18 protein-coding genes are annotated in these 21,229 nt (G+C 59.9%); 6 read left to right on the forward strand and 12 right to left on the reverse strand.

The genetic code is table 11. The annotated features are described in order from the left end of the window. The first annotated feature begins 3 nt into the window (after window positions 1-3). From ftsA to lpxC, 3 genes are all read left to right on the forward strand, one after another. Window positions 4-1,263 (forward strand): cell division protein FtsA, encoded by a 1,260-nt coding sequence (gene ftsA / locus PGR6_RS04620; RefSeq protein ID WP_007939849.1) that lies wholly within the window; start codon window positions 4-6, stop codon window positions 1,261-1,263. Between the two features lie 66 nt (window positions 1,264-1,329). Continuing rightward, window positions 1,330-2,523, forward strand: coding sequence for a cell division protein FtsZ (ftsZ, locus tag PGR6_RS04625; RefSeq protein ID WP_007939850.1), 1,194 nt, complete (start codon window positions 1,330-1,332; stop codon window positions 2,521-2,523). Between the two features lie 112 nt (window positions 2,524-2,635). Next, the gene (gene lpxC, locus PGR6_RS04630; RefSeq protein ID WP_007939852.1) at window positions 2,636-3,547 is read left to right on the forward strand and encodes a UDP-3-O-acyl-N-acetylglucosamine deacetylase; all 912 of its coding nucleotides are present in this window, start codon (window positions 2,636-2,638) and stop codon (window positions 3,545-3,547) included. A 67-nt stretch (window positions 3,548-3,614) separates the two neighbouring features. Here the strand turns inward: lpxC and PGR6_RS04635 are convergent, their stop codons facing one another. The 7 genes from PGR6_RS04635 to PGR6_RS04665 form a co-directional block, all read right to left on the reverse strand. After that, on the reverse strand, window positions 3,615-5,111 hold the full coding sequence (locus tag PGR6_RS04635) for a sensor domain-containing diguanylate cyclase (protein ID WP_064616206.1): 1,497 nt from the start codon (window positions 5,109-5,111) through the stop codon (window positions 3,615-3,617). A 148-nt stretch (window positions 5,112-5,259) separates the two neighbouring features. Beyond that, the gene (locus tag PGR6_RS04640; RefSeq protein WP_064616207.1) at window positions 5,260-6,579 is read right to left on the reverse strand and encodes an OprD family porin; all 1,320 of its coding nucleotides are present in this window, start codon (window positions 6,577-6,579) and stop codon (window positions 5,260-5,262) included. A gap of 194 nt (window positions 6,580-6,773) precedes the next feature. After that, window positions 6,774-6,998: a hypothetical protein gene (locus PGR6_RS04645; RefSeq protein WP_064616208.1), complete on the reverse strand. Its 225-nt coding sequence runs from the start codon at window positions 6,996-6,998 to the stop codon at window positions 6,774-6,776. 282 nt (window positions 6,999-7,280) lie between these two features. Beyond that, window positions 7,281-8,645 (reverse strand): heavy metal sensor histidine kinase, encoded by a 1,365-nt coding sequence (locus tag PGR6_RS04650; RefSeq protein ID WP_018930140.1) that lies wholly within the window; start codon window positions 8,643-8,645, stop codon window positions 7,281-7,283. After that, window positions 8,635-9,312 carry a heavy metal response regulator transcription factor gene (locus PGR6_RS04655; protein ID WP_018930141.1) on the reverse strand — a complete coding sequence of 226 codons (678 nt, stop codon included), beginning with the start codon at window positions 9,310-9,312 and terminating at the stop codon, window positions 8,635-8,637. The genes PGR6_RS04650 and PGR6_RS04655 overlap by 11 nt, the downstream gene beginning before the upstream one ends. A 9-nt stretch (window positions 9,313-9,321) precedes the next feature. Beyond that, complete coding sequence (locus PGR6_RS04660) at window positions 9,322-12,423, reverse strand: multidrug efflux RND transporter permease subunit (RefSeq protein ID WP_064616209.1); 3,102 nt, start codon at window positions 12,421-12,423, stop codon at window positions 9,322-9,324. Beyond that, window positions 12,420-13,580, reverse strand: coding sequence for an efflux RND transporter periplasmic adaptor subunit (locus tag PGR6_RS04665; protein WP_064616210.1), 1,161 nt, complete (start codon window positions 13,578-13,580; stop codon window positions 12,420-12,422). The genes PGR6_RS04660 and PGR6_RS04665 overlap by 4 nt, the downstream gene beginning before the upstream one ends. A gap of 980 nt (window positions 13,581-14,560) precedes the next feature. Between PGR6_RS04665 and PGR6_RS04670 the strand changes: the two genes are divergently transcribed. The 3 genes from PGR6_RS04670 to PGR6_RS04680 all read left to right on the forward strand — a co-directional run bounded on the left by PGR6_RS04670 (window position 14,561) and on the right by PGR6_RS04680 (window position 16,634). Continuing rightward, window positions 14,561-14,932, forward strand: a complete 372-nt coding sequence (locus PGR6_RS04670; protein WP_064616211.1) for a DUF6124 family protein — start codon at window positions 14,561-14,563, stop codon at window positions 14,930-14,932. 162 nt (window positions 14,933-15,094) lie between these two features. Then, entirely contained in the window at window positions 15,095-15,352 is a 258-nt protein-coding gene (locus PGR6_RS04675; protein WP_019582340.1) for a hypothetical protein, read from the forward strand. 139 nt (window positions 15,353-15,491) lie between these two features. After that, window positions 15,492-16,634: a transporter substrate-binding domain-containing protein gene (locus PGR6_RS04680; protein WP_064621197.1), complete on the forward strand. Its 1,143-nt coding sequence runs from the start codon at window positions 15,492-15,494 to the stop codon at window positions 16,632-16,634. A 45-nt stretch (window positions 16,635-16,679) separates the two neighbouring features. On the opposite strand, the gene PGR6_RS04685 is transcribed toward PGR6_RS04680, so the two are convergent. The 5 genes from PGR6_RS04685 to norR all read right to left on the reverse strand — a co-directional run bounded on the left by PGR6_RS04685 (window position 16,680) and on the right by norR (window position 21,223). Further along, on the reverse strand, window positions 16,680-17,429 hold the full coding sequence (locus PGR6_RS04685; RefSeq protein WP_064616212.1) for a YkgJ family cysteine cluster protein: 750 nt from the start codon (window positions 17,427-17,429) through the stop codon (window positions 16,680-16,682). 83 nt (window positions 17,430-17,512) lie between these two features. Continuing rightward, window positions 17,513-17,839 carry a hypothetical protein gene (locus PGR6_RS04690; RefSeq protein WP_064616213.1) on the reverse strand — a complete coding sequence of 109 codons (327 nt, stop codon included), beginning with the start codon at window positions 17,837-17,839 and terminating at the stop codon, window positions 17,513-17,515. A 156-nt stretch (window positions 17,840-17,995) separates the two neighbouring features. Then, a complete protein-coding gene (locus PGR6_RS04695) occupies window positions 17,996-18,454 on the reverse strand; it encodes a GNAT family N-acetyltransferase (protein WP_064621198.1) in 459 nt (152 codons plus the stop codon). A 26-nt stretch (window positions 18,455-18,480) separates the two neighbouring features. Further along, complete coding sequence (locus PGR6_RS04700) at window positions 18,481-19,383, reverse strand: chemotaxis protein CheV (RefSeq protein WP_018930150.1); 903 nt, start codon at window positions 19,381-19,383, stop codon at window positions 18,481-18,483. A gap of 286 nt (window positions 19,384-19,669) precedes the next feature. Then, a complete protein-coding gene (norR, locus tag PGR6_RS04705; RefSeq protein WP_064616214.1) occupies window positions 19,670-21,223 on the reverse strand; it encodes a nitric oxide reductase transcriptional regulator NorR in 1,554 nt (517 codons plus the stop codon). Between the last annotated feature and the right edge of the window lie 6 nt (window positions 21,224-21,229).

Here is a 21,229-nt window from a genome sequence, read left to right on the forward strand (position 1 = left end):
CCCATGGCAAACGTGCAAAGCGGCAAAATGATCGTCGGTCTCGATATCGGCACCTCCAAGGTGGTGGCGCTGGTCGGCGAGGTCGCGGACGACGGCACGCTCGAAATCGTCGGGATCGGTACACATCCGTCCCGCGGCCTGAAAAAAGGCGTAGTGGTGAACATCGAGTCCACCGTCCAGTCGATCCAGCGCGCTATCGAAGAAGCGCAGCTGATGGCCGGTTGCCGGATCCACTCGGCGTTCGTCGGCGTGGCCGGCAATCACATCCGCAGCCTGAACTCCCACGGTATCGTGGCGATTCGTGATCGCGAAGTCAGCTCCGCCGACCTTGAACGCGTCCTCGACGCCGCCCAGGCTGTGGCAATTCCGGCTGACCAGCGCGTGCTGCACACCCTGCCGCAGGATTATGTGATCGATAACCAGGAAGGCGTGCGCGAGCCGCTGGGCATGTCCGGCGTGCGTCTGGAAGCCAAGGTTCACGTGGTCACCTGCGCCGTCAACGCCGCACAGAACATTGAAAAGTGCGTGCGTCGCTGTGGCCTGGAAATCGACGACATCATTCTCGAGCAACTGGCTTCGGCGTATTCGGTGCTGACCGACGACGAGAAAGAACTGGGCGTGTGCCTGGTGGACATCGGCGGCGGTACCACCGACATCGCGATCTTCACCGAAGGCGCGATCCGCCACACCGCAGTGATCCCGATTGCGGGCGACCAGGTGACCAACGACATCGCGATGGCGTTGCGCACCCCGACCCAGTACGCCGAAGAAATCAAGATTCGCTATGCCTGCGCCCTGGCCAAACTGGCCGGTGCCGGCGAAACCATCAAGGTACCGAGTGTTGGCGACCGTCCACCGCGCGAACTGTCCCGCCAGGCCTTGGCCGAAGTGGTCGAGCCGCGTTACGACGAGCTGTTCACCCTGATCCAGGCCGAACTGCGTCGCAGCGGCTATGAAGACCTGATCCCGGCCGGCATCGTGCTGACCGGCGGTACGTCGAAGATGGAAGGCGCGGTCGAACTGGCCGAAGAGATCTTCCACATGCCGGTTCGCCTGGGCGTGCCCCATGGCGTCAAGGGTCTGGACGACGTGGTCCGCAACCCGATCTATTCCACCGGCGTTGGCCTGTTGATGTACGGCCTGCAGAAGCAGTCCGACGGGATTTCGTTCTCGGGCATTGGCAGCCGCGACAGCTACAGCAACGACGAACCGAAAGCCGCTCTGCTCGATCGCATCAAGAGCTGGGTACAAGGCAATTTCTAAAGCTTTACCGCAACACCGCTTCAAAAGCAGTAGGCGAAAAAACTAGAGAATGTAAGGAGAGGGAAAATGTTCGAACTCGTAGACAACATCCCCGCAAGCCCGGTTATTAAAGTTATCGGTGTTGGCGGAGGCGGCGGCAACGCTGTCAATCACATGGTCAAGAGCAACATTGAAGGCGTTGAATTCATCTGCGCCAACACTGATGCCCAAGCGCTGAAAAGCATCAGCGCGCGCACCATTCTGCAACTGGGTACCAGCGTGACCAAAGGTCTGGGCGCTGGCGCCAACCCTGAAGTAGGTCGTCAGGCCGCTCTCGAAGACCGTGAGCGCATTGCCGAAGTCCTGCAGGGCACCAACATGGTGTTCATCACGACCGGCATGGGCGGCGGTACCGGTACCGGTGCAGCGCCAATCATTGCTGAAGTGGCCAAGGAAATGGGGATCCTCACCGTTGCGGTGGTGACCCGTCCGTTCCCGTTCGAAGGCCGCAAGCGCATGCAGCTCGCCGACGAAGGTATCCGTCTGCTGTCTGAAAGCGTCGACTCGTTGATCACCATTCCCAACGAGAAGCTGCTGACCATCCTCGGTAAAGACGCAAGCCTCTTGTCGGCTTTCGCCAAGGCCGACGATGTACTGGCCGGTGCCGTTCGCGGTATCTCCGACATCATCAAGCGTCCGGGCATGATCAACGTCGACTTCGCCGACGTACGTACCGTGATGAGCGAAATGGGCATGGCGATGATGGGCACTGGCTGCGCCAGCGGTCCGAACCGTGCACGTGAAGCGACCGAAGCGGCCATTCGCAACCCGCTGCTCGAAGACGTGAACCTGCAAGGTGCACGCGGCATCCTGGTGAACATCACCGCCGGTCCTGACCTGTCCCTGGGTGAGTACTCCGACGTGGGTAGCATCATCGAAGCTTTCGCTTCCGAGCACGCAATGGTCAAGGTCGGTACCGTTATCGATCCGGACATGCGCGACGAGCTGCACGTGACTGTGGTTGCCACAGGTCTGGGCGCTAAAATCGAGAAGCCTGTGAAGGTCATCGACAACACCGTTCACACCTCGATGGCTTCCCAGCCACAACAACAAGCCCCTGTTCGTCAGGAACAGCCTGCGGTGAACTACCGTGACCTGGACCGTCCGACCGTCATGCGCAACCAGGCTCAGGCCGGTGCTGCGACTGCCGCGAAGATGAACCCGCAAGATGATCTGGACTACCTGGACATCCCGGCTTTCCTGCGTCGTCAGGCCGATTGATGAAATGTATCAGGGGTATTAGGGTGATTGGTGTTCAGCAAAGGTCTGGTCTGCTATCATCGCCAGCCTTTGTTGATACCAGTTCGCAATTTGCGCTGAAGCGGCCCATGCCATGATTAAACAACGCACCCTGAAGAATATTATCCGTGCCACAGGTGTCGGCCTGCACTCCGGGGAGAAGGTCTACCTGACCCTCAAGCCAGCGCCTGTCGACACCGGCATTGTGTTTTGTCGTGCTGACCTCGACCCTGTGGTGCAGATTCCTGCCCGCGCGGAAAACGTTGGCGAAACCACTATGTCGACCACGCTTGTTAACGGTGACGTCAAAGTGGACACGGTGGAGCACCTGCTCTCGGCCATGGCTGGCCTGGGCATCGATAACGCCTACGTCGAGCTCTCCGCGTCCGAAGTCCCGATCATGGATGGTAGCGCTGGACCCTTCGTATTCCTGATTCAATCGGCCGGCCTGGAAGAGCAGGACGCCGCCAAGAAGTTCATCCGGATCCTGCGGGAAGTGACAGTGGAAGACGGCGACAAGCGCGCCACTTTCGTCCCTTTCGAAGGTTTCAAAGTGAGCTTCGAGATCGATTTCGATCACCCGGTTTTCCGTGACCGCACACAAAGTGCAAGCGTGGATTTTTCCAGCACTTCGTTCGTAAAAGAAGTCAGCCGCGCGCGTACCTTTGGTTTCATGAGTGATATCGAGTACCTGCGCAAGCACAACCTCGCACTCGGCGGCAGCGTTGAAAACGCAATTGTGGTCGACGCGGATGGTGTACTGAACGAAGACGGCCTTCGCTATGAAGACGAATTTGTGAAGCACAAAATCCTCGATGCGATTGGTGACCTCTACCTGCTGGGCAATAGCCTGATTGGTGAGTTCAAGGGCTTCAAGTCCGGACACGCATTGAACAACCAGCTGCTGCGCAAGTTGATTGAGCAGACAGATGCTTGGGAAGTCGTGACGTTCGAAGACGCCAGCACCGCACCGATCTCTTACATGCGTCCTGTTGCGGCCGTGTAAGCAAAAAACCTCTCTAGTTTTTTAAAGGCTACCTTCGGGTGGCCTTTTTTTATGCCAGCGGGAACGATCAATCCGCAGCGACCACCCGGTTCCGCCCGTTTTCCTTGGCCTGATACAGCGCCTTGTCCGCTGCAAACAGCAACTGTTCCAGGCTGATGTCGGTTGCTGTCGTCCAGGTACTGATACCAATACTGACAGTAATCGGTGACACATCACCTCCCACCAACGGCAATTGCTCCACCGCCATACGGATTTTTTCGGCAATCTGTTGGGCTCCGGCGCTGTCGGTTTCAGCCAGGATCACTGAAAACTCCTCGCCACCATACCGGGCGACCAGGTCCGCCGGCCGTCGAACATGGGTGTCGATCACCTTGGCCACCGAGCGCAAGGCATCGTCGCCCCCTCGGTGGCCGTGGCGATCATTGAACGCCTTGAAATGATCGATATCGATCATCAACAGCGACAACGGCTGACCGGAACGCTGGGCACGAAACCATTCATGGTGCAGAGCCTGATCCAGGCTTCGGCGATTGGCCAGACCGGTCAAGGGGTCGGTGGCGGCCAGTTGTGCCAGTTCCTGCTCGGCGCTTTGGCGTCGACGCAGCTCCCGGCAGAGCAACCAGGTCAGCCACAGCAGGCTCACGCACAGGGCAACGGTCGCAGAAGTGACTACCACCGCGGTGCGCTTCCAGGCCGCAAAGACTTCATCGCTGGACAGCGCAACGATGACGATCAACGGCAAATTCCCGACCTTGGAGAAGGTGTACAAACGCTCATCGTTGTATCGACTGGACATGCCGGTGAAGCTGCCGTTGCCTTCTTTGACGATGCGCTGGAAATTGGGGCGGTTGCTGAAATCCTTGCCGATCAGCTCTTCGGCCAGGTGGGGTTGGTGGGCCAGGAGAATCCCGTCCTTGCTGATCAGGCTGACCGTACTGTCGCGGCCGATGCTCAAGCTGTTGAACAACTGATCGAAGTAGCTCAAATGCATGGCGGCCTCGGCCACGCCGAGGAACTCACCCTGGGTGCCGTTCACCCGGCGGCTGAAACTGATCCGCCAATCCTGTTCCGGCGGCCGGGCCTTGAAAGGGCGACTGATGAACATGGCCGGGTCCGGATTGTTGATGTGGGCCTGGAAGTATTCGCGATCGGCAAAGTTGCCCTTTCTGGGCTCCACCGAGGCCGAGTCGGCGATCACATAGCCCTTGTTGTCGAGCAACAAGATGTTGCCCTTGTACGGCGCGGCAGTGGCGCGGTCGAAATAGGCCAGGTGACGAATGGCCGGGGAAACGCTCTTGAGGTCTTCCCGCTGGGAGGCTGCGATCAAACCCAGCAGGGACACGTCATAGAGTTCGACATTGCGCAGCACGTCGGCGTCGATCAATTGCACGATATTGTTGGCGGCGCGAGCGGCGGACAATTTGGCATTGGCGTGTTCGCGGATCAGCAGGAACGCGACGATGCTCAGTATTGCAATCACCAACAACACACTACTGAGAACCAGAAGCCGCTCCGAGCGTGTCGAACGGATCGGATCACCGGATTTCGCACTGTTCACACTCATGGTTCTGACTTCTGCAAATAAGGCGTTATGAAAGTGCTTTTACAAGAATCGGGCAGAGTCCCAGAAACCGGTTGCGTCCTGCGCGCCTATATAAATCCCGGATAATAAAAAGGCCAGCAAAACATGCTGGCCTTTTGCTAATTGAAGCTTAGAAGACATTCACCGGGTAGTCGACAATTACCCGGTATTCATCCGTGTCCTGATCCAGCGCACCGTAACCGTTGCCGCCACGGTTAGACGCCCATTGCAGACGCATCGCCAGGTCTTTGGCCTTGCTACCCTGGACCACGTACTTGAGCTCGATGTCTCGTTCCCGATGCGTGGCGTTTCTGCCGTCGGCGCTGTACCACGAGGCGTAACCGCGGCTGTCCGGATCGACCTTGGTCAGGTCCAGTTCACCCCGTGAGTAGGACACCGCCGAGGTCAGGCCGGGCATGTCGAGGCCAGCAAAGTCGTAGGCGTACTTGAGTTTCCACGAGCGCTCATTCGGACCGTTGAAGTCCGAATACTGCTGGGAGTTGTCGAGATAAATGCTGTCGCCCTGGCTGATGTAATCGAACGGCGTGTTGCCGTTGACCCGCTGGTAGGCGGCGGTGACGCTGTGATGGCCCACGTCGACGGTGAAATGCAGGCTGTAGGTGTTGTTGTCGATGTTGCCCAGCAGTGCATCGCCGGTGTCTTGCGTGTGATAGAAGTGCAGGCCCGGGTTGAGGCTGACCAAGTCATTCAGCGAATAGGTGTAGTCCAGGTCGTAGTAGTACTGGTTCCAGATGTCCTTGAGTTCGGCCGCATACAGGCTGCTGGTCAGGCCCGGCAGGCCGCTCCAGGCCACACCGGCCCAATTCAAATGCCGGCTTTCATCACCATCGGCCAGGCTGCCATAGGACGTGCCGATGCGGGTGTGGCCGCTATGGTTGTAGAGTTTGGTGAAGCTGGCCTGACCGCCCTCGATCATCAACCCGTCGACACTGTGGTTGGTCAGGCTGACGCCGCGAAAGGTCTGCGGCAGCATGCGGGTTTCGCCACCGGCGATCACCGGGTTGGCAAGGAACAGGTCGCCGGCCTTCAATTCGGTATCGAAGGCCCGCATTTTCAGGGTGCCGCCAGCGGTGGAAAACGAGCCCGGTGCCTTGCCGTTGCCCTCGCTGATCGGCAGGATGCTCGACCCGTCGGTGCCACCACCGCCGTCGAGCTTGAGCCCGAGCATCGCATGGGCATCAACGCCGAAACCGATGGTGCCCTGGCTGAATCCCGATTCGAAGCGACCGAGAAAGCCCTGACCCCACTCGATGTTGTCATCGGCCTTTTGCAGGCGATTGCGGTTCATGTAGTAGTTGCGGGCATTGAGGTTGAGGCTCGCCCCATCGACAAAGCCTTCGCGGCTGGATTCGTCGTCGGCCTGCGCGTTGTTGGCCATCGTTGCAGTGATTGCAATGAACAGCGGACTGAATCTGAGAGGGAAACGCACGTGCGGTAAAGCTCCTTGGGTCAACTAAGTACTTCATTGTTTTGAAGTGCGGATGTTTGTTGTCAGGGAAGATGAACTGAAGGGGTTTAAAACCACCACGAAAAAAAGCCGCTGATAGCAGCGGCTTTGAAGACAACTTTTCAAAGGGAAGAGCCGATGAAAAGTGTCGAGGGAAACAGAGCGATACGTATGGATCAGCTGTCTTTCTCAACCCGTGGCTGGGCTTGAGTGCTCGACGCTTGAGGGGTTTGCGCAGCCTCTTGGGCCTTGGCTGTCAGTTCGTTTTGATACTGTTCGTAGGCCTTGGCGCGTTCGGCATTTTGTGCGACGAATGTCTGCGACTCTTCAGCCATGGCGAACGGAGACAGGAACAGGGACGACAAAACGAAAGCGCTGGCAATACCCATACTGTTGGACATCTTTTAAACCTTCTTGCTTGGCAAGTGCTGTTTGATGGGGCAACGATAAGGGGCTTGGGCGAGGGGAAAAAGAGTGGATTGCATAAAGGACTGTTGCGCTAAAAGTAACAGTCCGCAGTTGCAAGTGGTTTGGCTTTTTTTGTGGCGAGGGAGCTTGCTCCCGCTCGGCTGCGCAGCAGTCGTAATCGGAGTATGTGGCCTGTCTGATTGAATGTAGTCGTATTTTTGGGGCCGCTTCGCAGCCCAGCGCGAGCAAGCTCGCTCGCCACAGGGAGTGGGGGGTCAGACTGGAAGGTGAATGCCGAAGGTATTCATCCCATGATCACTGCGCACAAACACATCCCCGCCATGCATCAGCGCAATCGCCTTGACGATCGCCAACCCCAGGCCATGGTTGTTGCCGCTGTTACTGCGTGACGCATCGACCCGGTAGAAGCGTTCGAACAGACGCGGCAGATGCTCATTGGCAATCGGCGACCCCGGGTTGGCGACGCCGATGCTCACTTGGTGTTCCTCGACTTCGATCCGCACCTGAATCACTTGCCCAGGCGCGGTGTGCTGCACCGCGTTGCTCAGCAGGTTGATCAACGCCCGGCGCAGATGTGCGATCTCGATTCGCACCTGCGCATCGCCACTGACCTCGACCTGAACCTGCGCATCCTCAAGAATGAAATCCAGATATTCCAGCGTCGTCGCCACTTCATCAGCCAGTGAGGTGGACGTCAGTTGGGTGGCCTTGCTGCCTTGGTCGGCGCTGGCGAGGAACAGCATGTCGTTGATGATTGAGCGCAGCCGCTCCAGCTCTTCGAGGTTCGATTGCAGCACTTCGAAATAGTGTTCGGCTGAACGCCCGCGTGTCAGTGCAACCTGGGTCTGACCGATCAGGTTGGTCAGCGGCGAGCGCAGTTCATGGGCCACGTCGGCATTGAACGATTCCAGCCGCGAGTAGGCCTGTTCCACCCGTTCCAGCGTGGCGTTGAACGAACTGACGAACTGATCGAGCTCCGGGGGCAATGGCGATAATTGCAGGCGCCCGGACAGCCTCGGTGGTGCCAGGCGCTGGGCTTCCTGCGACAACTTGATCAGTGGTTTGAGGCCGATCCGCGCCACCCAGTAACCGAGTAGCGAGGCCAGCAATACCCCAATGATCGCCAGGCTGATCAGGGCGATCAGCAAGTGGTGCTGCGTCTCGTAAAAGGTTTCGGTGTCGATGCCGATCATGAAGCGCAGCGGTGGGCGCTGGTCCTTGGCTGGCAACTCGGTTAGCAGCACTTTCAGCGGGTACGGATGGTCGGGTAATTCCATGTCGCGCATGCCCAATGGGCCTTGGGCGAACGCGCGGATCGACGCGTCGGGTTGGCCGTATTCATAACCGGGATTACCGCTGACCACCCAAAAGCGAATGCGCTTGTCTTCTTCGCTCAGCAGCTTGAGCTTGGCGTTGATCTTCACCCAATGCTCGGGCGTGCCGTAACGGTTGAGCGCCGATTCGAGCACGCTGTAGCGGGCATCGAGCTCGGCTTCGGGCAGCAGGCCCAAGCCCTTGTCGACCTGTTGATACAGCGCACCGCCGATCAACAGAAACACCAGCAGCGCCACCAGCGTAAACATCCCGCTCAGGCGCAGCGCGATGGAGTTACTGGACACCACGGCTCTCCAGCACATAACCCATGCCACGAATGGTGTGCAGCAATTTTTCGTCGAACGGCCCGTCGAGCTTGGCCCGCAGGCGTTTGATCGCGACTTCGACCACGTTGGCGTCGCTGTCGAAATTGATGTCCCAGACCATCTCGGCGATGGCGGTTTTCGAGAGGATTTCACCCTGTCTGCGCGCCAACACACTCAACAGTGAGAACTCCTTGGCGGTCAGGTCCAGGCGGGTGCCGGCGCGGGTGGCTTTGCGGCTGATCAAATCTATCCACAGGTCGGCGATGCTCACCTGCACCGGCTCGTGGCCACCGCTGCGACGGGTCAGCGCTTGCAGGCGCGCCACCAGTTCGAGGAAGGAAAACGGTTTGCCGAGGTAATCGTCGGCGCCATCGCGCAGACCTTTGATGCGGTCTTCCACCCGCTCGCGGGCGGTGAGCATGATCACCGGGGTTTGCTTGCGCGCACGCAATGCGCGCAGCACGCCGAAACCGTCGAGGCCCGGCAGCATGACGTCGAGGACAATCACCGCGTAGTCATTTTCCAGCGCCAGGTGCAGGCCTTCGACGCCATCGCGGGCCACGTCCACGGTGTAACCTTGTTCCGTCAGACCGCGGTGCAGATAGTCCGCGGTTTTTTCCTCGTCTTCGATAATCAGAACGCGCATGACCCCGCCTCAGTCTGTGGTCGCCAGCACCGGCTGCTGTGCTGGTGTGGGTCTATGGAATATCCGCTCAAGCCACAAGTATATGACCGGCGTAGTGAACAGCGTCAGCGCCTGACTCACCAGCAAACCGCCGACCACCGCGATGCCCAATGGCTGGCGCAGTTCGGCGCCGGTGCCGTAGCCGATCATCAACGGCAAGGCGCCGAGCAGGGCGGCAAGCGTGGTCATGATGATCGGCCGGAACCGTGTAAGGCAGGCCTCATGGATCGCCTCCAGCGGTGGCAGGCCACGGTTGCGCTGGGCATCCAGCGCGAAGTCGATCATCAGGATACCGTTCTTCTTGACGATACCGATCAGCAGCACCAGCCCGATCAGCGCCATGATCGAAAAGTCCTGGCCGCAGATCCACAGCATGATCACCGCCCCGAGCCCCGCCGAAGGCAGGGTCGAAATGATCGTCAGTGGATGCACGAAGCTTTCGTACAGCACGCCGAGAATGATGTACACCGCCACCAACGCCGCCAGAATCAACCACGGCTGGCTGGCCAGCGAACTCTGGAACGCCTGGGCCGCGCCCTGGAAGTTACCGCTGATGGCGGCCGGCATACCGATGTCAGCCTTGGCCTGGTTGAGCATGATCACCGCATCACCCAACGCCACGCCGGAAGCCAGGTTGAATGACAGGTTGGCCGCCGGGAACATTCCGTCGTGAGCGATGGACAACGGGCCGATGGTCGGTGCATCGAATTTCGCCAGGGCCGACAGCGGCACCATTTCCCCACTCAGCGGCGAGCGCAGGTAGAAATAGTTGAGGCTTTCGGCCTTGCCGCGCTGTTTGGTGTCCAGTTCCAGAATCACGTTGTACTGGTTGGTCTGGGTCTGGAATTCATTGATCTGCCGCTGGCCGAAGGCGTCGTACAGCGCTTCGTCGACATCGCTGGCGGTCAGGCCGAAACGCGCCGCCGCGGTGCGGTCGATGCTGATGTGGGTGATGCTGCCGCCCAGTTGCAAGTCGTTGGAAATGTCGCGGAACGCCGGGTTGCTGCGCAGTTTTTCCGTCAAGCGCTGGGTCCAGGTACTCAGGAGGGCACCGTCGTTGCTCTTGAGCACATATTGGTACTGGGCGCGGCTCGGGCCGGAGCTGAGGTTGATGTCTTGCCCGGCGCGCAGGTACAGCACGATGCCCGGGACTTTCATCAGTTGCGGGCGAATCCGGTCGATGAACTGGCTGGCGGACACATCGCGGTCACCACGTTTTTTCAGCGAAATCCAGAAGCGGCCGTTGGCGATGGTCTGGTTGCTGCCTGAAACGCCGACCGAGTGCGAGAACGTCTCGACGGCGGGGTCGGCGGCGACGATTTCGGCCATCGCCAAGTGTTTTTTCACCATGTCGCCGTAGGAAATATCTGCAGCTGCTTCGGTGGTGCCGAGGACAAATCCGGTGTCCTGTACCGGGAAGAAGCCTTTGGGGATGAAGATGTAACCGGCAATGGCCAGCCCCAGCGACAGGCCGAACACACCGATCATCAATGTCTGATGGGCGAGGGCGCGGCGCAGGCCCTTATCGTACAGCGCCAGCAAGCGCTCGCCGAAACCCGGCTTGCTGTGGGCATGATGCGCCGGTGCGCGCATGAACAGCGCGGCCAGCGTCGGTGCCAGGGTCAGGGACACCACCACCGAAATCAGGATGGTCGAGGTCGCGGTCAGGGCGAATTCCTTGAACAGCCGCCCGACCACGCCGCCCATGAACAGCAGCGGAATGAACGCCGCCACCAGCGAGAAACTGATCGAGACCACGGTAAAACCGATCTCGCCGGCGCCTTTGATCGCCGCCTCGCGCATGCCGTCGCCGGCCTCCAGGTGCCGGTGAATGTTTTCCACCACCACAATCGCATCGTCGACCACAAACCCGACGGACACCACGATCGCCACCAGCGTCAGGTTATTCAGGCTGAAGCCCATGATGTACATCAGGGCGAAACTGGCAGTCAGCGACACACCGAGCACCGCTGTCACGATCAGGGTCGCCGACAGTTGCCGCAGGAACAGCGCCATCACCGCCACCACCAGCAGGATCGCGATCAGCAGGGTGACTTCCACTTCATGCAGCGAGGCGCGGATGGTCTGGGTGCGGTCGATCAACACCTTGACCTGCACCGAAGCCGGCAACATGGCATTCAGTGTCGGCAGGGCCGCTTGAATTCGATCAACGGTCTCGACGATGTTGGCGCTCGGTTGCCGGAAAATCACCAGGTTCACCCCCGGCTGGCCGTCAGCCCAGGCCTGGATGTAGGCATCTTCTGAACCGTTGACCACTTTGGCCACGTCCTTGAGATGAACTGGGGCACCGTTCTTGTAGGAAACGATGAGTTGGCTGTAATCCTCGGGGTGGAACAACTGGTCGTTGGTGGACAGGGTCGAGATGCTCGACTCGCCGTACAACGCACCTTTGGCCTGGTTGAGGCTGGTTTTCTGGATCGCCAGGCGAATGTCCGCCAGGGTCAGGCCAATGGCGGCGAGTTTGTCCGCCGAGGCCTGCACGCGAATCGCCGGACGTTGCTGACCGGTGATGTTCACTTGGCCTACACCGTCGATCTGACTGATCTGACGGGCGAGCAGGGTTTCCACCAGATCGCTGAGTTCGGTGCCGGGCATTTGCGGTGAATTGATGCTGAGAATCAGCACCGGACTGTCAGCCGGGTTGACCTTGCGCCAGGTTGGCAGGTTGGGCATATCTTTGGGCAGTTTGCCGGCGGCGGTGTTGATCGCGGCCTGGACTTCCTGGGCGGCGGTGTCGATGCTTTTGTCGAGGGTGAATTGCAGGGTCAGGATGGTCGAGCCCAGGGCGCTGCTCGAGGTCATCTGGGTCACGCCGGGGATGGCGCTGAATTGCACTTCAAGCGGCGTGGCCACCGACGAGGCCATGGTCTCCGGGTTGGCACCGGGCAGCTGCGCGGCCACCTGAATGGTCGGGAATTCCGCTTCCGGCAGTGGCGCGATCGACAGTCGCGGGAAGGCGATGACGCCGAGCAATATAAGGGCAAAGGTCAGCAGGACCGTCGCCACCGGATGATCGATGCACCACGCGGAAATGGAACCGTGGCCCTTCATGGTTTTGGCTCCGACTGGACCACTTGCGGTGGCTCGCTCAGTACCTGAACCGTCGAGCCGGGTTTGAGTCTCGATTGGCCGTCGCTGACCAGCACGTCGCCCGGTTTAACGCCTTTGATAATGTCCTGGCCGCTGCCTTGATAAACCATCTGTACCTGCACGGCTTCGACCTTGTCGCCGTTGACCCTGTACACGAAATGTTGATCGAGCCCGCGTTGTACGACCGTGGGCGGCACCACCAGCGCATTTTTATCCAGCGCCGTCTGAATCTTTACCGTCACCAGCAGGCCCGGCCAGAGTTTCTGTGCGGGGTTGGCGAATTCGGCCTTGGCGCGGATGGTGCCGGTGTTGGCGTTGATCTGGTTGTCGATCAGGGTCAGGTGACCTTCGCCCAGCAGGTTGCCGGTTTCACCGTCAGTGTCGGCGCCGATGTAAGCCTTGACCGGTGCTTGCTGTGGATTGTTGATCAGGCCTTGCAGGGTCGGCAGCATTTGCTGCGGCAGGGAAAACTCCACGGCGATCGGGTCGATCTGGGTCACCGTGAACAGACCTTGGGTGTCGGTCATGCGCAGGAAGTTGCCTTCATCGACTGTGCGAATACCAACGCGACCGGTGACTGGCGAGCGAATCTGTGTGTAGGAAAGCTGCACCAGAGCGGCGTCGATGGATGCCTGATTGCCTTGGGCGGTGGCTTTGAGTTGGTTGACCAGGGCTTGTTGCTGGTCGTAGGTCTGCTTGGACACGCCGTCGTCGACCCTCAGCAATTTGTAGCGCTTGAGGTTGACCTGGGCCACTTGCAGTTGCGCCTGGCTTTCGCCCAGTTGCGCCCGGGCCTGGTCGAGGCTGGCGCGGATCGAGCGGTCATCGAGGGTGGCCAGCAGGTCACCCTGGTTCACCAGTTGGCCTTCCTTGACCAGCAGTTTGGTGAGGATGCCGTCGATTTGCGGGCGCACGACCACGCTGTGCAAGGACAACACCGAGCCGATGCCGCTGACGTAGCGGGGCACATCTTTTTCGACGACGCTGACCACCCGCACGGGAATGGCGGTGGGGGCGGCCAGTTTGGTGGCGGCGGGTTTGGTGGCGTACCAAACGCCCGTCGCTGCCAGGGCGATCAGAAGGGCGGCGAGCAGGGCGGTTTTTTTCTGAATTCGCATGCGAGTGGGGCGCCGGGCTGAGTGGTCTGGTTTTGTCAGGTTTATACCTTCCTTTATAAACCTGTTCGCCGGTCAGGAGCGTGACTGGTAACTGACGGCTCTGTCAGTTTGGACCTCCTTTGGTTGTTGCTGATTCCTTTGGTCTTGGCGGCCTTTGGGCCGACCATGTTCTTGTGGGTGGTGTACATATCCGTTGCTGCGGTAACGGCGGCTTATGGTTTCGCCCTTACGGCGAGTCCCTTTTGGCAAACGCCCCAAAAGGAACCAAAAGGTCTCGCCCCGAACGTACGGCCCCTCGCTGAGGCTCGGGGTTCCTTCGCTCCGGTATCCATCTGGGGGCATCGCCCTACGGTTGGCTTCGCTTCAACCTACATGCGATGTGTTCGACTGCGTCGAACGGCGCTGCGCGCCAATCCCCAGATGAACACCGGAACGAGGCCTCCCGAAGGGGCGGGTGAATCAAGATCAAAAGCGGCAGGCGAGCTAACGCTCGGCCTGTAGTTTGGCGGGTGTACGCCGCTTCATCGTAGGAGCGAGGCTTGCCCGCGAAGGCGGCCTGACAGCCGACCAATTTCTTTCGTCTGTACCCGAATGATCGTTCCCACGCTCCCGCGTGGGAATGCCGCCAGGGACGCTCCGCGTGCCGCTTTTGAATGTTTAATCGATGTGCCTGAACGCAGACCTTTCCCACGTATCTTTCAGGTTGTTCGTCGGAAGCGGGCTCTCTAGTCTTTTGCTGTCGCTGACAATTCAGCGATCGGGTGTGAGAGCCCGGAAGAGGTTTTAATCCATCGCCAGTACCACCATAATCGCCGCCAGCTTATCCGCTGCCTGCAATGCTCTATGGCGGCTGTGTGCGGGCGGACTTCGGTCCGGCCGGGTTTGATCCTCTACCGGTTTCTCACTCCGCACATAGCTGCCACCACTCCGTCGCGTGAGAAACGATGAGTGATGGCTCCAATTGATTAGAGGATGTTTCAATGAGCAACAAGTTAATCCCCGATCCACCCTTCAACACCACCACCCCCAACGCCGAAGCCTCGCGCGCCGAAGAATTACTCAAAGACCGCGAAGCCATAAAACGCGCGCTCGACTACTACCTCGATCCCCCAACGCCCTACACCGAAAAAAAACGCCGCCCCAGCACCATGTTCATCGTCGCCCCGAATATGGATACCGAAAGCCTCTTGGCCCACGCCTACGAATCGTTAGCCACGGCGAGTGTCCTGGCCAGCGATTTCGCCAACGTCCTGACCGGCCCGCAGCGCTACATGGCGCTGGCGATTCAACAGAGCATCATGCTGGCGGAGCTGGCGGTGAACCGGGCGCTGGATAACGTCGATCCGGCGTAGACCGCGTTATCGTTCCATCGCGAGCAGGCTCGCGATGGCGGTTGGTCAGTCGGCACAAAACCCGACTGACCAGCTGCAGCCTGCAGCCTCCGACACAGGTATACTGCCGCCTTTCGCGGCTCGCCTACCGGGCCCGACTCTTTAGCATCACCCGGAGCTTTCATGACTTCCCCGACACAACCGCCGGTTGCCGACGCTTTGCGCGACGACCAGGCAGACCTGCCCGACAGCGTCGACTCCAGCGCCGACAGCGAAACCAAAGCGGCGATCCCGGCGTTCAAGTTTCCGTTCAAGCCGGGGGAACTGGCCGGCGCGAAGAGCGCCAGCCAGCCTTGGTACAAGAATGGCGCCAAGAACGGCCACACCAAGACCCCGGGCGCAGCGCCTCCTGGCACTCGTCGTTCGATGGGCAAACGCTGACCGCCAGGCGTTTTTTGTCGGTAGCAGTTCCTTCTGTCATTGAGACAATTCCCACAAGGATGAGCGATTTGTCCTCTGGGAAGTCGGTGACCACTCATCAAAGATTCATGTCCCTGAATGCTTGATGACGGTCACCGAAATGCCTTTGGTAAAAATCTTCTCCCTGTTGTCGCTGGTGGTCCTGACCGCCGGCTGTGTTTCGTCTGCGGCCAATCCACAGATCCGTTTCGGGGTCGAGGCCCTGGTTCCCCCCTTCGAGAGTCGCAACGACAAAGGTGAGCTGGTCGGATTGAACATCGAACTGGGTAATGCGCTATGTACCGAACTCAAAAAACGCTGTGTCTGGGTTGATCAGGATTACGCCACCAATATCCCGGCCCTGGAGGCCAACCATTTCGATGTGATCATGCCCATGACGGCAACGCCGGCGCGTCGAGAACGGCTCGACTTCACCGATAATCTTTATCCCTTGAACAGCCGTCTGGTGGCGCGTACAGGGGCGAATCTGCAGCCGGATGCGCAATCGCTCAAAGGCAAGCGTGTCGGCGTTCTGACAGGTACCAGCCGTGAGGCGTTCGCCAAGTCCCGTTGGGCTCCGGCGGGAGTGACGGTGCGCAGTTTTCATTTCAACAGTCAACTGATAGCCAGCCTGCTGGCGGGTGAGATCGACGCGACCCTGCAAGACTCGATTGAAATCACCCAGGCGTTTTTAAGTCAGCCTCAGGGGCAAGGATTTGATTTTGCCGGGCCTGCGCTCAAGGACCCCATGCTGGGCAGTGGCGTGGCGATGGCTGTGCGAAAATCCGACACCGCCTTGCGCGATGAGCTGAATGCGGCCCTTGAGCGTCTCAAGCAGAATGGCCAGTACCAGGCGATTACCGGGCGCTACCTACCGCCCACCGTGCCAGATTCGCCACGCTATTTCCCTGCTGAAGGAGGCTTGCCATTCTCCGAAGCGGTGCAAGCCGGCACCACCCTCTATCTGTCCGGCGTGCTCGGGACGGGCTCCGATGGCGAGTTGGTCAAGGGCGGGATTGTCCCGCAGATAACCCAGACCATGGAAAATCTGCAAGCCGCATTACACCGCAGTGGTTCGACGTTGTCTCAGCTGGTCAAATGCACGGTCATCCTTGCAGACATCAATGATTTCGCTGCCATGAATACGGTGTATAGCCGCTATTTTCCGGCGGACCGTTTGCCTGCTCGCACGACATTCGCTGGCAAAAAGCTGGTGCTGGATGCGCGCGTGGAAGTCGAATGCCTGGCGGTTGCTGCTCGCTAAAGTAAAAGAACCGCTGCGCACGGATGCTGCGCAGCGGTTTGGCGTTTACGCTGCCCGCAACGAAATAAACGCATAGTTCAGCGGCGCTTCAGTCACCACCTGCGCCCCGGCCGCCAGCACTTGCCCGGCGATATCATCGCCAGACACATGAAACAGCCATTCTCCGCCCGACCCGGCCTGCGATTGCTGCGCCACCTGATCGATCACCATGGCAAACGCGGTCATGTCCGGCAGATATGCGGTAAACCCATCGCCTTTCAGCGCTGTCGTTCGAATCCCCAATAGCGCGCAAATCGCATCCTTGGCCTGAATCTCATCGCGATCCGCTTGGCGAGAGCGCTGGATCAATCCCGCCAGTTCCTGATCGACCAGTTCACCGCCAACAATCAGATCCGGGCCTTTGTCCCATGACTCGGGCGGGCAATCCTTTGCTGCCGGGTTGAGCGGGATGTGCGGGTTGATTTCCATTGGATAGATGCGGCAAACCAGCGGTCGGCGTTCGTAGATGCTGCAGAGGTTGTCTTCGTCAAGATTCCGGCAGGGGCCGACGTTGTAGGCGGCAAAGGTGATCGCCACGTGCGCTTCGCAAGTGCCACTGCGAACCAGCGCCGAACGGCGTTCGGCGTGTTCGCGTTGTTGTGTTGGCAGGCCCAGGCCGTTGGCGAGAAAGGCTTCCACCAGCACGATCACCTGGCCGCCATCTGCCGCCCACATGCGGGCTTCGGCCAGTGTCAGGGGAACATGGTGGTCGTTGCAGCATTTGCCACAACCTACGCAGGAAAACGGTGTATTCATTGAAGGGCCAGTGACCTGTGAGGGCATGAAACGGCGACAGAAAGCCACCGCAAAGGCCTGTGCCAAAGCAAGTTATGCGCCATTCACTGCGCTTTTGTGGTTGGACGGATGGAGTCCCATTCGGTGATGTAAGCGGTTTTGCTTTTCTTGTTGTAGAGGCACAGCTCGGTGCCTTGCTGGCCTTTCATGTGTTTTTGCGGGTACTGGCCTTGCAGCAGGAGCGCGGTATAACCGACCCGGTCATCGAACTGCGCGGCGTTGCCGACGGGTTGGGGTTTTTTCAGGCCGCTGGCCTTGGTGCAACTGGCGAGCACGGCTCTGTCGAAGGCGGCCCAGGCATCGGGGCTGGAGGCGTGGGCATGGGCGGCGAGGGTGGTGAGACAGAGGAAGGTCAGGGTGGTGGCTTTCATGATCAGGCATCCTTGGCGTGTAGTGGTCAAGGTCGGAGTATGCCTGATGGTTTGATGTCGGTTGTGCGGGCCTCTTCGCGGGCAAGCCTCGCTCCTACAGGTCATGCGTCGATCACATCGAATCTGTAGGAGCGAGGCTTGCCCGCGAAGGCGGTCTCAGACTGGAACCAGCTCCCGGCGGACCACATACATCCCGGCACTTTCATACAAACCCCGCGCCCGAAGGTTGTCTTCCCGCACCTTCAAATCCACAAAACCTTCGCGGCGCTGCGCAAACACCTTGAAAGCATGGAGCAGCAGCGCACGGCCAAGTCCGAGGCCTCGAGCACGCGGGTGCACCACCAAGTCCTTGATGTAGGCACTGGTCCAGCACTGGGCGACGCCGACGATGCCTTCGGCATCCAGAGCGATGAAGCACAGGGTAGGATCGTATTCAGGATCGGTTTCGAAACGCTGTTGCCAGACTTCCAGCGCCGGCACGCGACCGCCGCCTTCCCGATAACCCAGTTCCATCAAGTGATGAACGGCTTCGGCGAGTTCGGGACGGTACTCGGTCAACTCAATGTCGTTTGGCCAAGTGAAAGGCGGCACACCCTCGGCGAGGTTGCGCAGCATCAGAAAACAAAAGTCCTCGGCCACACTCAGTGACCTTGTTCGGCGACGACCCTGGCCGCCTCGATCAGGCACTTGGTCAGTTCTGGCGAGGAGAACTTGGTCAGCACCCCGTTGGCCCCGGCCAGTCGAGCCTTCTCGCTGTTCATCGCGCTGTCCAGCGAGGTGTGCAGCAACACGTAGAGGTGCGAGAAGTCCGGGGTTTCGCGCAAGGTGCGGGTGAAGGCATAGCCATCCATCTCCGACATTTCGATGTCCGAGACGATCAGGTTGATCTGCTGGGCGGTGCCTTGCAGGTCCAGCAGGCAGTCGATGGCTTCCTTGGCGCTGCGGGCGGTGTGGCATTGCAGGCCGAGGTTGCGCAGGGTGTGCACCGATTGTTGCAGTGCGACCTGGCTGTCATCGACCACCAGAATTCGCGCATTGCCCAGTACTTCAGCCTCTTCCATGCTCAGTTCGGTCGGGGCCATTTCGATCTGCGCCGGCGCAATGCCGTGGATGACCTTTTCGATGTCCAGCACCTGCACCAGCGTACCGTCGACCGACGTCACGCCGGTGATGTACGAGCGCACGCCGCCAGAGCCGAAGGGGGGTGGACGGATGTCGGTGGTCAGGCAGTGGACGATCTTGCTCACCGCCTGAACGTGCAGGCCCTGCTTGGAGCGGCTGACGTCGGTGACGATCAGACAGCCACCGTTCGGGTCTTCCAGCGGTCGTTCGCCGATGGCGCGGCTCAGGTCGATCACCGACAACGACGCGCCGCGCAGGGTGGCGATGCCTTTGACGTGGGGATGCGACTCCGGCAGCTTGGTCAGCGGCGGGCAGGGGATGATTTCGCTGACTTTCAGCAGGTTGATCGCCATCAGCTTGCCGCTGCGCAAGGTAAACAGCAGAAGCGAAAGTGAATCTGCGCGGGCTTTGTTGGAAGACATAAAAACCTTCTGTGGAAAAGGTGAGGCGATTATGAGCATCGCCAACAGCTATCGATGCCGGGTTATCGACTTGTTGGGGGCTGGCTTTAGGGGAAATGCCCATTGCCAGCCAAACGGTGACCCTGTGGGAGGGAGCTTACCTGTGGCGAGGGGGCTTGCCCCCGTTGGAGCGCGAAGCGGTCCCTGATTTTTCCAGATAGAACTCCATCGCTGAATTCACGACCGCTTCGCGGCCGAACGGGAGCAAGCTCCCTCGCCACAAGGGTATTACTTCATTCTGGTGAAGCTATTTCATGCCCAACCGCTTGGCCATCCGCCCCAGGTTCGCCCGATCCAGACCCAGCTCCCGCGCCGCGCTGGCCCAGTTGTGCTGATGCCGTTCCAGGCAAGCGCTGATCAGTTGGCGCTGATAGTGCTCAGTGGCTTCACGCAAATCCCCTGGAATCAACTCAGCTACCGGCGCAGCGACCACGGGTTCCGCTGCCTGTTCTACGCCGCTATTGGGCAAATCCAGATCTGCCGCGCTCAAGCTGAGAATCTTCGGCCGTTGCGTGCAATTACCCAGCGCCTTCAACGCGCTGCGGCCAATCAAGTGCTCCAGTTCCCGCACGTTCCCCGGCCAACCATACCCCAACAACGCCGCTTGAGCATCGCTGGTCAGACGCAGGCTGTTGAGGCCCATGCGTGAGCGGTTTTGTTCCAGGAAGTAGCCGCTGAGCAACAGCACATCCCGACCGCGATCCCGCAATGCGGGCACCAGCAACGGGTAAACGCTCAGGCGATGATAGAAGTCGGCGCGGTAGCGGCCGCTGCGTACTTCCTCGGCCAGGTCGCGGTTGGTCGCTGCGATCAGCCGCACGTCGACCTGATGCTCCTTGTCCGACCCCAGCCGCTGCAATTGCCCGCTCTGCAGCACCCTCAGTAATTTGGCCTGCACCGCCAGCGACAGTTCGCCCACTTCATCGAGGAACAACGTGCCGCCGTTGGCCAGTTCGAACTTGCCGCGACGATCGTTCGTCGCCCCGGTGAAAGCACCGCGCACGTGGCCGAACAGTTCGCTCTCCACCAAGGTGTCCGGCAGGGCGGCGCAGTTGAGGCTAATGATAGGTTTGTCGGCCCGGGGCGACGCGGCGTGGATAGCCTGGGCCACCAGCTCTTTACCGACCCCGGTTTCCCCGGTGATCAACACAGTGAGATCGCTGCCGCCCACAAGGTTGATTTCTTCAACCAGGCGTTTGTAGGTCTTGCTCTGGCCAATCATTTCGCGGTTCTGCTGGCCGCTGGCCTGACGGTAAACCTCGGCGCGCTGATGTTCGTCTTCGGCGCGATTGGCCAGCCGTTCGATGCGCTCGGCGGCGTTTACGGTGGCGGCGGCGAGGCTGGCGAAGGCTTGCAGGGCATCCAGTTCGATCGGCTCGAAGCGCTCAGGGTCGAGGGCGTCGAGGGTCAGCAGGCCCCACGGGCGCTCGTCGATAAACAGCGGGCAGCCCATGCAGTCGTGGACTTCCAAATGCTCGTGCAGGCCATCGACCAGGCCGTCATAAGGATCGGGCAAGTCGCTGTCGGCGGCGAAGCGGGTCGGGCCGGGGCTGCTGAGCAGCGCTTCGAAGCGCGGGTGTTCGCTGACCTTGAAGCGGCGGCCGAGGGTGTCGGTGCTCAACCCGTCCACAGCCAGCGGCACCAGCCATTCGCCGTCGAGTCGCAGCAGGGCGGCGGCATCGCAAGGGAGCAGGGCGCGCATGGCTTCGAGCAGGCGCCGATAGCGCTCGCCTTCGGGCAGCTCGCGGGACAGGTCGGAGACCAGGGGCAGCAGGGTCGTGAGCAGTAATTTTGCAGTCATAATGAC

The organism is Pseudomonas sp. GR 6-02 (assembly GCF_001655615.1).
GTDB lineage: Bacteria > Pseudomonadota > Gammaproteobacteria > Pseudomonadales > Pseudomonadaceae > Aquipseudomonas.